This window comes from Streptomyces sp. AHU1 (assembly GCF_045343905.1).
Classification (GTDB): domain Bacteria; phylum Actinomycetota; class Actinomycetes; order Streptomycetales; family Streptomycetaceae; genus Streptomyces; species Streptomyces triticiradicis.
This window is the reverse complement of sequence record NZ_CP174283.1, coordinates 8272645-8285815: the sequence shown is the minus strand read 5'-3', so window position 1 is coordinate 8285815 and position 13171 is coordinate 8272645. Positions and strand designations below refer to the sequence as shown.

The 13171-nt window shown below is 73.6% G+C and carries 15 protein-coding genes; 2 read left to right on the top strand and 13 right to left on the bottom strand.

Translation table 11 applies throughout. The annotated features are described in order from the left end of the window. Positions 1-146: 146 nt before the first annotated feature. On the top strand, positions 147-1214 hold the full coding sequence (locus ACICHK_RS36560; RefSeq protein WP_406841416.1) for a MerR family transcriptional regulator: 1068 nt from the start codon (positions 147-149) through the stop codon (positions 1212-1214). Between the two features lie 19 nt (positions 1215-1233). Here the strand turns inward: ACICHK_RS36560 and ACICHK_RS36555 are convergent, their stop codons facing one another. From ACICHK_RS36555 to ACICHK_RS36500, 12 genes are all read right to left on the bottom strand, one after another. Continuing rightward, a complete protein-coding gene (locus ACICHK_RS36555; protein ID WP_406840292.1) occupies positions 1234-2442 on the bottom strand; it encodes a cysteine desulfurase-like protein in 1209 nt (402 codons plus the stop codon). 379 nt (positions 2443-2821) lie between these two features. Continuing rightward, positions 2822-3100 (bottom strand): GlsB/YeaQ/YmgE family stress response membrane protein, encoded by a 279-nt coding sequence (locus ACICHK_RS36550; RefSeq protein ID WP_151471815.1) that lies wholly within the window; start codon positions 3098-3100, stop codon positions 2822-2824. 84 nt (positions 3101-3184) lie between these two features. After that, positions 3185-4099: a YihY/virulence factor BrkB family protein gene (locus tag ACICHK_RS36545; RefSeq protein WP_406840291.1), complete on the bottom strand. Its 915-nt coding sequence runs from the start codon at positions 4097-4099 to the stop codon at positions 3185-3187. A gap of 290 nt (positions 4100-4389) precedes the next feature. After that, positions 4390-4800 (bottom strand): ATP-binding protein, encoded by a 411-nt coding sequence (locus ACICHK_RS36540; protein ID WP_406840290.1) that lies wholly within the window; start codon positions 4798-4800, stop codon positions 4390-4392. Beyond that, complete coding sequence (locus ACICHK_RS36535) at positions 4797-5168, bottom strand: STAS domain-containing protein (protein WP_406840289.1); 372 nt, start codon at positions 5166-5168, stop codon at positions 4797-4799. The genes ACICHK_RS36540 and ACICHK_RS36535 overlap by 4 nt, the downstream gene beginning before the upstream one ends. A 100-nt stretch (positions 5169-5268) precedes the next feature. Further along, positions 5269-5634 carry a PRC-barrel domain containing protein gene (locus ACICHK_RS36530; RefSeq protein ID WP_406840288.1) on the bottom strand — a complete coding sequence of 122 codons (366 nt, stop codon included), beginning with the start codon at positions 5632-5634 and terminating at the stop codon, positions 5269-5271. A gap of 214 nt (positions 5635-5848) precedes the next feature. After that, positions 5849-6223 carry an STAS domain-containing protein gene (locus tag ACICHK_RS36525; protein WP_406840287.1) on the bottom strand — a complete coding sequence of 125 codons (375 nt, stop codon included), beginning with the start codon at positions 6221-6223 and terminating at the stop codon, positions 5849-5851. Beyond that, positions 6220-7329 (bottom strand): B12-binding domain-containing protein, encoded by a 1110-nt coding sequence (locus ACICHK_RS36520; RefSeq protein WP_406840286.1) that lies wholly within the window; start codon positions 7327-7329, stop codon positions 6220-6222. The genes ACICHK_RS36525 and ACICHK_RS36520 overlap by 4 nt, the downstream gene beginning before the upstream one ends. Beyond that, on the bottom strand, positions 7326-8993 hold the full coding sequence (locus tag ACICHK_RS36515; protein WP_406841415.1) for a PP2C family protein-serine/threonine phosphatase: 1668 nt from the start codon (positions 8991-8993) through the stop codon (positions 7326-7328). The genes ACICHK_RS36520 and ACICHK_RS36515 overlap by 4 nt, the downstream gene beginning before the upstream one ends. A 188-nt stretch (positions 8994-9181) precedes the next feature. Continuing rightward, positions 9182-9358 (bottom strand): hypothetical protein, encoded by a 177-nt coding sequence (locus ACICHK_RS36510; protein WP_192582574.1) that lies wholly within the window; start codon positions 9356-9358, stop codon positions 9182-9184. A 400-nt stretch (positions 9359-9758) separates the two neighbouring features. Next, entirely contained in the window at positions 9759-10208 is a 450-nt protein-coding gene (locus ACICHK_RS36505) for a hypothetical protein (RefSeq protein ID WP_406840285.1), read from the bottom strand. Between the two features lie 332 nt (positions 10209-10540). After that, the gene (locus tag ACICHK_RS36500; protein ID WP_406840284.1) at positions 10541-10900 is read right to left on the bottom strand and encodes a DUF5133 domain-containing protein; all 360 of its coding nucleotides are present in this window, start codon (positions 10898-10900) and stop codon (positions 10541-10543) included. 289 nt (positions 10901-11189) lie between these two features. Between ACICHK_RS36500 and ACICHK_RS36495 the strand changes: the two genes are divergently transcribed. Continuing rightward, complete coding sequence (locus ACICHK_RS36495; RefSeq protein WP_151471807.1) at positions 11190-11759, top strand: Dps family protein; 570 nt, start codon at positions 11190-11192, stop codon at positions 11757-11759. A gap of 104 nt (positions 11760-11863) precedes the next feature. Here ACICHK_RS36495 and ACICHK_RS36490 read toward each other — a convergent pair whose 3' ends face one another. After that, positions 11864-12799, bottom strand: a complete 936-nt coding sequence (locus ACICHK_RS36490) for an anti-sigma factor RsbA family regulatory protein (protein WP_406840283.1) — start codon at positions 12797-12799, stop codon at positions 11864-11866. Between the last annotated feature and the right edge of the window lie 372 nt (positions 12800-13171).

The window sequence follows — 13171 nt, the reverse complement described above, 5'->3', positions numbered from 1 at the left end:
ACCGGCCGGGTGCCCGACGGCCCGGAAATCGAGGTGAGGTCCGTCATGCTCCGCTGCCGCCCCGCACCGGTCCCTGCCGCCCGCGGGTGGGACACGGCCTCCGACACGGCGTCCTCCACCGCTCTCCCGGGGACGGCGCCGTGGAACTGAGTTCCGACGAGGAGACGGAGACCACGGGGGTGGGGGTCACCACCGGTTTCCTGGCGCGCCGGCTGGGGGTGTCGCCCACGACGCTGCGTTCCTGGGACCGGCGGTACGGTCTGGGGCCCGCGGTCCGGGCGGACGGCCGCCACCGCCGCTGGTCCCCCGACGACGTGGCCATGCTCCAGGAGATGTGCCGGCTGACCGCCGCCGGCCTGCCGCCCGCCGAGGCGGCCCGCGCCGCGAAGGAGGCGGCCCGCCGCGGTGTCGCGGCCTCACCGGCCCTGGCCTCCCGGACCCGGGCCACCGCGCGTACGCGGGCCGGTGTCCGGGTTCCGGAGGGGGCTCCGCCGACGGACCCCGGCCCGGGTGCCCCACCGGACACCGGACCGCCGATGGACGCGGCCCAGGAGTACCGGGGCCTCGTACGGGCCGCCGTCCGGCTGGACGCCCTCGCCGTCCGGGAACGGCTGGCGGCGGCGGTCCGGACCCGCGGACTGACCGGCGCCTGGGAGGAGGTGATGGTGCCCGCCCTGCGGACGGTGGGCCGCAGGTGGGAGTACTCGGGAGACCGTCACGTCGAGGTCGAGCACCTCATGTCCTGGCACGTCTCCGCCGCCCTGCTGCACGTCTACGTGTCCGCGGCGGGTCACGAACCGCCCACCGGGGCGTCACCCGTGCTGCTGGCCTGCGTTCCGGGCGAACAGCACACCCTGTCCCTGGAGGTGCTCAACGCGGCGCTGGCGGAACGACGGGTGCCCGCGCTGATGCTCGGTGCCGCCGTTCCGCCCGAGGCGCTCCTGGCGGCGGTGCGCCGCGTCGGTCCCCCGGCGGTGGTCCTGTGGTCCCAGACGTGGTCCACGGCGAACCTCCCGCTCGCCCTGCACGTCGCCGCCGCGCGCTGGGGAGTACGGGGGGCGCGGACCCGGAGCCGGGTCCTGCTGAGCGGTCCGGGCTGGGACGCGCGGCCCGGACCGGGGCTCCTCCGTCCGCGCGACCTCGCCGAGGCGCTCCGTCTGATCACCGGCCCGGCCGACCGGGCGGCCGACGCGGTACCGCCGGCGCCCCTCTGACGGCGGCACCGCGCCCGTGCTACGAGCGCAGGAAAGCCGCCAGCCCCTCCAGCAGCCGGTCGACGTCGTCCTCGTCGTTGTACGGCGAGAGACCGACCCGCAGGCCCCCGGTGTCCCCGAGGCCGAGGTGCCGGGACGCCTCCAGCGCGTAGAACGATCCGGCGGGCGCGTGCACACCGCGGCCCGCCAGGAACACGGAGGCGTCGGCCGCCTTCCTGCCGTCGAACGTGAGCAGCAGGGTGGGCGTGCGCTCGGCCGCCCGGGAGCGGAGCGTGACACCGGGCAGTTCGGCCAGGCCCGCCTCCAACCGCTCGCGCAGCGCCCCCTCGTGCCGCTCGATCGCCGCGAAGGCCGTACGCAGCCGGTCCCTCCGTCCGCCCGCCGTGCCGCCCGCGAGCCCGGCGAGGACGTCGATCGCGGCGATGGTGCCGGCGAGCAACTCGTAGGGCAGCGTGCCCAGTTCGAACCGTTCGGGAACCGCGTCGGTGGACGGCAGCAGCTTGTCCGGGCGCAACCGCTCCAGCAGTCGCGGGGAGGCGGTCAGGACACCGTGGTGCGGGCCGAGGAACTTGTAGGGCGAGCACACGAAGAAGTCGGCGCCGAGCCGCGCGAGATCCACGAAGGCGTGGGCCGCGTAGTGCACCCCGTCCACGTGGAGCAGCGCCCGCGGGTGTCGGTGGACCAGGTGGGCGATCCCGGCGACGTCGGGCACGGTCCCGATCAGGTTCGAGGCGGCGGTGACCGCGACCAGCCGGGTGCGTTCCGTCAGCAGGCCGCCCACCGCCGAGGGCGGGAGTTCACCCGTCCCGGGATCGAAGTCCGCCCAGCGCACGCGGGCACCGGCCTGTTCGGCCGCCTGGAGCCAGGGCCGGATGTTCGCGTCGTGGTCGAGACGGCTGACGACGACCTCGTCACCGGGAGCCCAGTCCTTCGCGAGCGCCCGGGCGACGTCGTACGTGAGCTGGGTGGCGCTGCGGCCGAAGACGACCCCGGACGGATGGCCGCCCACCAGGTCGGCCACGGCCCGCCGGAAGCCCTGGACGAGGTTCTCGGCGTTCACCTCTCCCGGGGTCAGGCTTCCCCGGATGGACAGCGGCCCGGTGAGCGCCTCCGCGATCGCCCCGGCCACCCGGGCCGGGGTCTGTGTGCCGCCCGGCCCGTCGAAGTGCGCGACACCGGACAGCAGGGCGGGGATCTCGGCGCGCAGTGCGCCGACGTCGTACGTCACTCGGGCTCCTCGGTGGCGGCGTCGCGGCCCACGCCGGTCGGCCCGGAACGGGGCCCGGCGGGCAGGAGCCCGTGACCGGGCGGACCCGCGCTCCCGCGGTGATCATGGCAGGAGGCCCGTCGCGGTGGGAAGACGGCGCGCAGCCCCGGGCGCACCCCCGGGCGTCCCGGGACGCCGTAGGAGTGCTGGCCCGCGGGGCTGTCGATCCCAACCCGCGGGTTGGCCCACCAGTACCCAGGACCGGGGGGCGCACTCGGAAATGTGCGCCGGATTCGCTGCGGCCCGCCCGGTACGACGCGCGGCTTGGGGCCGGCAACCGGGGTTCCCGGTTGCCGGCCCCAAGCCGCGCGTCGTGAAACGCCGAACGGGCCCCGGTCCTTCACGCGTGGCGGTGCGACCGGCTGTTGCCCGTCAGTGCCCGGTACAGGATCAGGAGGATCAGCGATCCCACGACGGCGGCGATCCAGGTCGACAGGTCGAAGAACCCGTCGATCGAGTCGACGCCGAAGATGACCTTGCCCAGCCAGCCGCCCAGCAGGCCTCCCGCGATGCCGATCAGCATGGTGACGATGATCCCGCCCGGGTCCTTGCCCGGCAGGAGCAGCTTGGCGATGGCGCCGGCAAGCAACCCGATCAGAATCCAAGCGATGACGCCCACAGTTCCTCCATCGTCCGTACAGATGTGGCTTCCCCAGTCCGTGTGCGCCGTCCTGGCCGGAACAAACCTGCGAACCCCGGACCGTCACCGGCGCGTCGCCGCCGCGGCCCTGTCCAGTTCGGCCGTGAACTGGGCGCCCGCCAGCAGCGCCAGGTTGGACAGCCACAGCCACACGAGGAAGACGACGAGGCCGGCCAGGGAGCCGTAGAGCCGGCTGTAGGCGCCGAAGACGGAGGCGTACAGGGCGAATCCGGCCGAGACGGCCAGCCAGAGGACGGAGGCCAGGATGCCGCCGGGCAGGCTGTGCCGACGGCGGCGGGCGGGCGGCGGCCCGGTGTGAAACACGACGAGGACCAACAGGGCCACCAGGCACATCAGCAGGGGCCAGCGGAGCAGGTTCCAGGCCAGGGCGACCGGGCCGTCCACACCGAGGGCACGGCCGGCGGCCTCGGCCACGGGGCCGGTCAGCAGCAGGACGAGCGCGCTCACGACGAGCAGACCGAGCAGCGCCAGCGCGGTCAGCACCAGCCGGTGCGCGGTGCGCCAGGCCGAACGGTGGTCCTCCGCGCCGTGCATGCCGTGCAGGGCCCGGCGGAACACCGCGAGGTAGCTCGACGCGGACCACAGGGCGCTCGCCGCGCCGGTGACCAGCAGCGTCCAGGCGGCGGACCGCTGCCGCAGCATCTCTCCCAGCGCCCGGTGCAGTTCCGCCCCCGACTGGGCGGGGGCGTACGCCGTGACGTGCGCGATGAACTGCTCGGCGGTGCCCGGACCGATCAGGCCGAAGGCGATGACCATGACCAGCAGGGCGGGCAGGACGGCCAGGATCGCGTAGTACGTCAGCGCGGCCGCCCAGTCGGACACGTCGTCGTTCCACATCGAGACCGGGGTGCGGCGCAGCGCCGGCCACCAGGGGGAGGGCGATCCCGTCCCGTACCGGCGGGGCCGCGCCGGGTGGACCGCCCCGACGACGCCGTTCGGCCGTGGTTCAGCGGACATGCGCGGTCCGGTGGGGGCTGCCGCCGGTCCGGGTCCGGGTGCGGCTCCGGCGGGGAGCGGTGACGTCCCGCGCCTCCCGGCGCCTTCCGGCGATTCGTCTGTTCATCCCTCACCTCTCCGCGCCGGTCCGGCCGGCGTCCGGGACCCCGTGTCCGGCGGAGTCGGTAGAGGCTCTTCTTCCACGCGCGTTTCCCCTTACGCCTGCCGGTCCGGGAGGTGTCGCGACCGGCGGGACGTGGCGTACGCCCCGCACGGCACTCGTGCGCGGCGCGGGGAGACGTGGGGCGCGTTCAGGTCAGGGGGACGAACACGCGGATCGTCTTGCCGCCCCCGGGGCACGGCTCGACGGTGACGGCGTCGGAGATACGGATGATCAAGGGCCACCCGTATCCGTTCGTCCGGTGCGTCCGCGGGATCTCACCGGTGCCGTAGGCCTGGGCGGGGACGACGTCGCTGTAGTCGCGCACGGCGAGCCGTACGCCCCCGTCGGTGAGCGTCGCGTCGAACCCGGCGAGCCCGCCGCCGTGCCGGATCGCGTTGGTGACCAGCTCCGAGACCACCAGCAGCACGTCGACGACCGCGTCCGGGTTCTCCCCGCCCGTCCGGCCGTGCTCGCGCAGCAGCTCCCGGACGTGGTCGCGCGCGGTCGCGGCGCTCGTGATCGCGCCGCCCGCCGTCGGCGTGCGGTCGGCCGGGGTCATCGCCCGGTCGCCGGGTCCGGGAGTTCCAGCGCCGCCCCGACGTCGTCCGCCAGGACGAAGAAGCCTTCGGTCCCCGTCACGTCGAACAGCCTCCGAACGGTGTCGCTGAAGGGCCCGCAGACCACCATGAGCATGCCGCGGGCCCGGTGGGCGCGCTGTGCTTCGAGGAGGACGTGCAGGATCGACGAGTCCGCGAAGTCGGTCCCCGACAGGTCGACCACCGTTCGTTCCCGGCCCGCCCGCCGCGTCAGGCTCAGGGCCTGTTCCAGCCGGAACGCGCTCTCGTGGTCGATGTCGCCACCCACGCGCACGACGAGGGCGTTCCGGGTCGCCCCGTGCGTCACGGTGGCTTCCCACTCGTCGGACATGTGAACACTCTTTCTCGTGCGCTCCCGTGACGGAGCCGGGTCGTCGGGGCACGGCGGCCGACGGCCACGTGCGCACCGCCGGGGATCACCTCACGGCGGCTCACGCGGGCTGCCTCGGCGGAAGGCTTCGATAGTACGACCCGACGCTGGACAGGTACGCCGGGTCCGAGGTCTCGCGGTCGGTCCTGAACACGGGCGCCGACTTGATCTCCTCGCGGGTGCACGCGACGGCGATCTTCTGAGATTCCGTGTCGATGCCGACGACGACGCCCACGGGCACCAGGACGCTCTTGCCGAACACCCAGACGCCGGTGTCGACGACCAGGTGCCGCATCCCGGAGTCGTCGGACTGCCGGTCGACGTGTCCTATGGTCCCGTCGGTCGCCTCGACGCTGTAGCCGGCCAGTTCGTGCGCTTCGGGGTGGTCGAACTCCGGTGCGTACGTCCAGATCCTGTCGATCGTCATGTCATCCTCCGTCAGCTCGCGGGTGCGCCCGGCCGGCGGCTCACCCGTGAGGGGGACGCGGCGGGCGCGGGGCCCGACGGCGGGAATCCGCCTCCGCGCCGTCTCACAGGGCTGCCAATACCCCGCTGTCCGGCGGTCATTCGGCGGAATCCGGCGGGCCGTTCCACGAGTCCGGCTCCGGTCGCCCGCGTACGTGACCGGGACGTACGCCGCGTCAGCCGGTCCCGGGACTCCGCTCCCCGCCGTGCCCGTCGCGGGGCGCGGTGAGGTGCTCCAGGGTTCCCGTGATCTCCAGCAGCCGGTCCAGGGCGCGGGGCCGCCGGTCGAGGTGCAGGCTCATCCCCGCGGCGTCGGTACGGCGCCGGATCATCAGCAGGGCGGACAGGCCCATGGAGTCGATGCCGTCGAGACCGGCGAAGTCCAGGCGCAGCTCGGGGAACCCGGCTCCGGGGCCGGGGAGGTTCTGGTCGACCGCCCTCATCAGCTCGTCGCACGTCTCGTGGTCGAGGTCTCCGCCGACGCGGATCACGAGTGCGGTGGGCTGGACGTCGACGGTCAGCGTGAAGGCGGGGGGATGTGAAGTGGTCATGCGGACTTTCCGGGGCCGGGGGTCTTGGGCAGCGGCGTTCGGTCTCCGAGCGCATCCCGCGCGTGGGCCAGCGTGCGGCAGGCGCGTGGGAAGTCCTTGAGTTGCAGGGCCAGCAGGTCCAGGGCGGGGTCGAGGCTCCGTGCGGGGACGCGGCGGGCGGTCAGGATGTCCGCGGTCCAGAGGATGAACCGCGTGAACAGCTCTTCGTCGGCCACGTACAGGGACGTGGCCAGGTACTCCACGATGTGCGCGAGGTCCTCGGCGGTGTGCCGCCGCTGCCGTTCGGTGTAACCGCGCAGCGGCTCGAACCGGTCCTCCAGGTCCGCCAGTGTCTGCTTGACGAGCTGGTGGGCCGTCTCGGCGACGATCGTGTACTCCTGGTCGGCCAGGTGCGGCAGGTCGTCCACGGTCTGGTGGACGACCGCGGGACCGGGGCGGTCGAGGCCCCGTTCGAGGACGGCCGCTGCTCCCCTGGCGTCGGGAGCCCATCCGTCGGCCCCCAGGGAGCGGGCGTAGCGGCCGCCGGGGCCGAAGGCGGCGCCGCCCGCGATGACGGGCACGCCCGCCGCCTGACACGCCGTGATGGCCGTGTGGGCGGTGGGCAGATGGGTGGGGATCGAGGAGGAGAGCGCCACCGCCCGCGGTCCCGTCTGGTGCAGATGCGCGACGAGGTGGGGGGTGGGCACGTGCGCGCCGAGGAAGTCCACCCGCCATCCGCGCAGCCGCAGCACCTCCGCGAGGAGCCTGGCCGGCAGCGCGTGCCACTCGCCGTCGACGCAGGCCACCGTGACGCGAGGGCCGCTCGGGGTCTCGTCGCGGTGGCCGGGGTGGTGGGCGAGGACGGCCATGACCCGCTCGTGGATGGCGGTGGCGGTGTGTTCCTGCGCCACGGTGAGCCGGTTCGCCGCCCACTCCGTGCCGACTCTCGCCTGTACCGGGGCGATCAGGTCGAGCAGGACGGTCTCGGCGTCGCCCGACGATTCCAGCGCGTCGAGGACGACGGCCGCGGCGCGGCGCTCGTCGCCCTGGCGCACCGCCGACCACAGGTCTTCGCGGGCGGGACCGAGCGGCACGGCCTCGGGGTCCTGGAAAGGAGGTGGGGTCATCCTGTGTACCTGCCCCGAGTATGGCCGTTCACCGCACTCAGGTGCGCGTGGTGGGGCGCGGTGACCGCGACGGTCGCCATGTCGTCGTGGCCGCCGCGTCCGACCCACTGCGCGGCGAGCATCTGGACGTGCTCCACCACGGCCTCGGCCGGCATGCCCGCGCACTGCGAGAGCGCCGCCTCCAGCCGCTGGACGCCGAAGAATTCGCCCCCCATCGGTCCTCCCCTGGCCTCGGTGATGCCGTCCGTGAAGAAGAGACAGGTCTCGCCCGGCGCCAGTTCGACCCGGACCGTGGTGGAGCTGACGTCCCGGAACGCTCCTATGAGCGTCCCGCGGGTGCTGGCCTGCTCGACCGTGCCGTCGGCCCGCACGATCAGCGGCGGGGGGTGCCCCGCGCTGGTGACCCGCAGTCGGACGATGCCCGCGCGGCGTACGACGGAGGCCACGGCGAGGGTGGCGAAGCGGGTGTGGTGGGAGTTCATCAGCGCGCCGTTGAGCAGTCCCAGCAGCCGCTGGTGGTCGTCGGCCAGCGGCAGGAGCGCCTGTACGGTGTTGCGGATCTTGCCGGTCAGCACGGCCGCCTCGAGCCCCTTGCCGCAGACGTCCCCGAGGACGACGAGGGATTCCTGTTCCTCGTCCGCGGCGGGGTGGACGTCGTAGAAGTCGCCTCCGACGCGTTCGGTCCGGCCCGCGGGACGGTAGCGTCCGGCGAACTCGACCCCGTGCACCGCGTGCAGCTGCGGCGGCAGCAGCTCGCGCATCAGCGTCGCCGTGATCGAGGCCTGTTCGGCGTACATGCGGGCGGCCGACACGGCCGCTCCGGCGCGTGAGGCGAAGAGCCGGGCGAAGACCTCCTCGCTCTCCGTGAAGGCGGCGTGCCGGCTCGACCGCAGCAGGATCAGGGCGCCCGCCGGCACCCCGTGGCCGGGCAGCGGTGTCACGACCGCCGAGCCGACCGGTTCCGTGAATCCCTCCGGCACGACCCATCCGGGAACGGCGGCCGGGTCGATCCAGCGGGACGGCACGGGCGGGAATCCGCGCAGGGCCTCGCCGAGCCCCGGGAGCTGCCGTACGTCGTGGTGCACCGTCCGGTGCACCACGACGCCGTCGGGCCCGCAGAAGGTCAGCTGGACCTTCCTCCCTCGCGGAGGGGCGACGATCACGGCGGCGTCGGCGAGGTGCTCGGCGGCCAGCTCCGCCGTCACCTCCATGCACCGTTCGACGTTCAGCGACGACAGCAGCGCGCTGGACGCGCCGGCCAGGAAGGCGGCGCGTTCCCGCTCGGCCTTGAGGGCGTCCTCCGCCAGGCGCCGGTCGGTGTCGTCGACCAGCCACCACATGACGTCGCCGTCGTCCGTGCCGGTGGGGTGCGCCTCGAAGGTCCGGTCGCCGACCGGACCGTGCACGAGCGGGCCGGAGCCGGAGTTCCGGGGTCCGGGCACGGTGCCCCGCAGCCGTGCGTGGGCGTCGGCGATCCACGCGGGGACCACGTCCTGCAGCCATGTGCCGGTGGTCGCGCCCGGGAAGAGGGCGGTCGCGGCGGCGTTCGTCCCGACCACGCCTCCGGAGGGGTCGGCGACCACGACGGGGCAGGGGGCGAAACCCCACGTGGCGCCCGTGCCGGCGCCGCGCGGGCCGGTGGGAGGTTGCTGGGAAGTGTCCACGAGCAAGGGCCCGCTCCGCGAGCCCACCACCTTTCCGGACGACAGATTGTTTCCGTCCGACAACCATCTCTCGCGGGACCGCGTCACGGCAAGTCACCCCGGCGAAGTCATACGAAATGGGCCGTTCCGGCCGACGGGGCGCCGCCGCGCCGACCGCCTTCGCCGCCGGAGGGACCCGTCCCCGTCCGTCAACGGCGACGGCTGCGCGTCGTCCAGCCCCCGCCGACGCCCGAGAGGTGAAGAGCCAGCAGGGCGAGCCCTATGAGCATGACGTTGGTGGACGTGAAGACGTGGTTGGTCGAAACGTCACCGGCGTTGATCAGGAACGCGATGAACAGCAGTACGGCGGCGGCGATGCCGAGCATGGGGACTCCTTCGTGGATGAGCCGGTCGTCGAAGTGACGGGGTGTCGAAGTGACGGAGTCCGGATGCCCGGAGAAGGCCGCCCGACACCATGCCGGGCGGGGGATCCGCCGAATCCACCGTCCGGCGAAGGGGTGCGTGGCCTTCGCGCGTGACGTTCGGCACGTACGGGCGTGGGCCGAGTGACCGTCCCGCGACGGCCCGTACCGTCGGCGGCCCCACCCACGCGAAGCGGCCCGGGGATCCCGCGTCCGGAGCGGCCGGCGGGCCCCGGTGGCGCGCTTCGGATCGCGCGGGCCGGACCGTCCCGCGCGATCCGACCGGACCCCCTCCGGCTCCCGGGAAGGGGGGCGGCGCCCGGCCCGGGCAGGTCGCCCGGCGAGCGCCGCCGTGGACCACCGCCTAGGAAACGCTCCCGGCCGAGGAACCCGCGCCCTCACCCGAGACCGCGCCCTCCACCGGGCCGGTCGCCCGCCACACGCTCTCGTGGTCCTCGGCCAGTCCGAGTCCGGCCAGGCCCTTCAGGTGCCCGAGCACGGTGGAGCGCCGGAAGCCCACGGCCTCGGTGAGCTCCTCGACCTCGATCCCGCCGGAGCCCGCTTCCGCCAACCGCTCCCACGTGCGCACGGCGTGACGGCTCAGACCGCTCGCGTTCACCGTCCTGGACACGGCCTCGGCCCTTTCCCCGCTCGTCCCCCGCGCAGGGGCGGGAGGCTCGGCCCGCGTCGCCCGCGAGTCGACCACGCCCGCGCTCACCTGCTCCCGCACTCCGCGCGGCGATCTCCTCGGTCCGACCGGACGGGGCGTCATGTTCACCTTGCGGTGCCTGCGGCCTTTGCTGTGTCGGCTCATCGATTCCTCATCTCCGCCTCGACGATGCTCACAGCAGAAGAACGAGCGGGAGCCGACTAGGTAGTTCAGCCGTTCGACGGACAGGAACGTACCGTCACCGAGCCCTCACCATCGGGGCGCCGCCGCCGTCGGGACGGGTTCCGTGGCCGTACGCCCCGGCCGTTCGCGGTTCGGCGAAGGCCGAGAACGACCGGCCAACTCCCTTGCGCCACGTACCTGTTCACCACGGGGAGCCCCGTCGTGACGGCGGCCCGGATCCGGCCGTTCCGACCGCCGTACGTCCAGGGGTGCCGCCCGGCCGGGCGGCACCCCTGGACGTACGCGCACGACGCTCAGCGAAGAGGACCGGACACGTCGAGGCTCCGGCCGTGCAGCGTCCGCACCTCGGGGTGCGGCCGGCCGAGCGCCGGGGCGGCCACGGGCATCGCCTTCGGCGAGGCCGCCGATGCCGTCCCGCTCCCCAGCAGTCCGGCCTGCCGCGCGTCCCGCCGCTTCTCTCCGGCCGCGAGCAGGGCGTCCGCCGCGACGACGGCGTCGTGCACGGTGGTCGTTCCCGTCATCACGCAGAGTGTGTACGTGACGTCCTCCAGGCCGCGGGCGGTCTCCAGGGTCTCCTTCTCGGCGTACGCGATCTTCAGGGCCGCGTAACGCGTCAGCAGCCTCCGGACAACCTTCGGGTCGGGCACGAGCACGGCGAGGGCTCCTCTCTCGAGTTTTCGTCCGTGTGCCCGGGTTCGCGGCGGTTCATTCGCAACAACAGTCCCAGACAACCTATTTGGCCCAACGCCGCCTCCCTGACGAAATCCCGTCGCCCCGGCGGGAGGTGTGACGCGGAGGAACCAGGGCACTTGGAGGCACCGGAGATCGACACCGGCGGTCCCGCCGTCGAGCGCCGAGGCGGGTGCCGGTACCGCTGGTGGTCGCGCCACGGACACCCGCATCCGGGAACACGCTCAAGAGATCTGTACGAAGGAGAGCAGCATGGCGACTTCCACGACGCCGCACTACACGGTCCCCGGCGTCAGCACGCACGACGGCGGCCGGATCATCGATGTGCTGAGCACGCGGCTGCACGCCCTCAACGATCTGTCGCTCACGCTGAAGCACATCCACTGGAACGTGGTGGGCCCGCATTTCATCGCCGTGCACGAAATGCTCGACCCCCAGGTGGACCGCGTACGCGCCATGGCGGACGACACCGCCGAACGGATCTCCGCCCTCGGCGGGGTTCCGCACGGCACGCCGGGCGCTCTCGTCGCCGAACGGAGCTGGGACGACTACAGCGTCGGCCGGGCCGACGCCATCGCCCACCTCGGCGCCCTCGATCTCGTCTACACGGGGATCGTGGAGGCGCACCGGGCGGCCGTGGCCGAGGTCGGCAAGATCGATCCGGTGACCGAGGACCTCCTCATCGAGCAGCTGCGCGCGCTCGAACAGTTCCAGTGGTTCGTCCGGGCGCACCTGGAGAACTCGGGCGGGTCCCTGTCGCAGGCCGGGGCCCGGACGGAACACGAGGCGGCACGGTCGGCCCGGCAGGACACCGGACGGTAGCGGAGCGGGACGGCGTCACACACCGGTGCGGGGCCCGGCCCGGGAGCACGGGCCGGGCCCCGCACCGGTGTGCCGGCGGGCTCACCGGCCGGCCGGCGAGCCGCTCAGGTGCGGGCGATGTAGCTGCGCAGCGTCGTTCCGGAGTCCCCTGTGTGCACCCGGACGAGGTCCGAGAGGAAGTGCACGAGGAACAGGCCCCGTCCGCCGATCTGGTCGGGACGCACGGGATACCGGCCGGCCAGCGGATCGCTCAGCCGCCCCTCGTCCCGCACCTCGCACACGATCTGCTCGTCCTCGGCCCAGATCCTCAGGGTGCCCGAACCACCCCCGTGCACCACGCTGTTGGTCGTCAGCTCCGCGACGACGAGGTTCAGGTCCTGCAGCCGGACCCCGGTCATCCCCCGGCCCCGGGCCTCGGCCAGCGCGAAGTCGCGGGCGGCGGGCAGGAGTTCGGCGTCGAAACGGACCGCGGCCGCTCCCGGGGGGTGGCACAGCGCCTGGTTGAAGCGTGCCAGTACCGCGTCCGGGTCGTAGAACAGGCTGGCGCTCCGCCGGCCGGCGCTGATCACGACGGGGTGCGTGGCATGGGCGTCGGCGATCACCTCGTGGGAGAGGGCACGCCCGTCGTACGGGCACAGGATCGTCACGTCCCGTCCCGCGAACGCCCTGTTGATCAGGGCCTCGTGCTGGACGCAGGCGGGGTACTCCACCGCCGTACGGCCGTGCCAGACGGGCTCGCCGACGATCCGTACGCGGACTCCCTCGTGGGCGTCGGCGAACGCCCGCAGGACGGAGGGGATGATCCGGCCCGGGTTCCGTCCGGCCCGCGCCATGTCGATCCAGCGGACACCGTCGCCGAGCGGTCCCAACGCGTCCCGGACGAGTTCCAGCCGCGGGGCGGGGACGGCCACCGCCACCGGTTCCCCCGCGGCTACGCCTTCGGAGACGAAACGTGTCGTCCCTTCCACGTACTCGTGGTCGTCGCGGTAGACGAGCGCGGGGTGGACGAAGGAATCGTCGCGAAGTGCCGTCGTCGTCATGCCGCGGCTCCCGCGGCCCGGGACCGGTGTCCGGCGAGCGGTCCCGGGCCGGGGCACGCCGGAAAGGGGCGCTTCTGCGCCCGGCCGACTCGCCGCTCGATTCCCACGGACTCACCCCCGTGACTCATTTTACGTCCCCGTCATGACGGGCCGGCGGGCACCCGGCGGTGTCCGCGCCGTCGCGCCGGCCGCACCGGGACGTCGTCCACCCGCATCCGAACGGTGTCCCGGGCGAGAAGCGTCCCTTGACCCGGTGTCATGGGGAAAAGAAGCGGAACGTACGCCTCCCGCGAAATTCCGGAAACCGGGCGGCATGGGCGGTGTGATGCGGGGCAGACGGGCCCTGTCATCAATTCCTTAGGACGATGTGGG

Bases quoted from the DNA above. Each gene is read 5' to 3' on its own strand.
- ACICHK_RS36545 (WP_406840291.1), bottom strand. From the start codon at position 4,099: ATGTCCGCTGAACCACGGCCGAACGGCGTCGTCGGGGCGGTCCACCCG.
- ACICHK_RS36540 (WP_406840290.1), bottom strand. From the start codon at position 4,800: ATGACCCCGGCCGACCGCACGCCGACGGCGGGCGGCGCGATCACGAGC.
- ACICHK_RS36535 (WP_406840289.1), bottom strand. From the start codon at position 5,168: ATGTCCGACGAGTGGGAAGCCACCGTGACGCACGGGGCGACCCGGAAC.
- ACICHK_RS36530 (WP_406840288.1), bottom strand. From the start codon at position 5,634: ATGACGATCGACAGGATCTGGACGTACGCACCGGAGTTCGACCACCCC.
- ACICHK_RS36525 (WP_406840287.1), bottom strand. From the start codon at position 6,223: ATGACCACTTCACATCCCCCCGCCTTCACGCTGACCGTCGACGTCCAG.
- ACICHK_RS36520 (WP_406840286.1), bottom strand. From the start codon at position 7,329: ATGACCCCACCTCCTTTCCAGGACCCCGAGGCCGTGCCGCTCGGTCCC.
- ACICHK_RS36510 (WP_192582574.1), bottom strand. From the start codon at position 9,358: ATGCTCGGCATCGCCGCCGCCGTACTGCTGTTCATCGCGTTCCTGATC.
- ACICHK_RS36505 (WP_406840285.1), bottom strand. From the start codon at position 10,208: ATGAGCCGACACAGCAAAGGCCGCAGGCACCGCAAGGTGAACATGACG.
- ACICHK_RS36495 (WP_151471807.1), top strand. From the start codon at position 11,190: ATGGCGACTTCCACGACGCCGCACTACACGGTCCCCGGCGTCAGCACG.
- ACICHK_RS36490 (WP_406840283.1), bottom strand. From the start codon at position 12,799: ATGACGACGACGGCACTTCGCGACGATTCCTTCGTCCACCCCGCGCTC.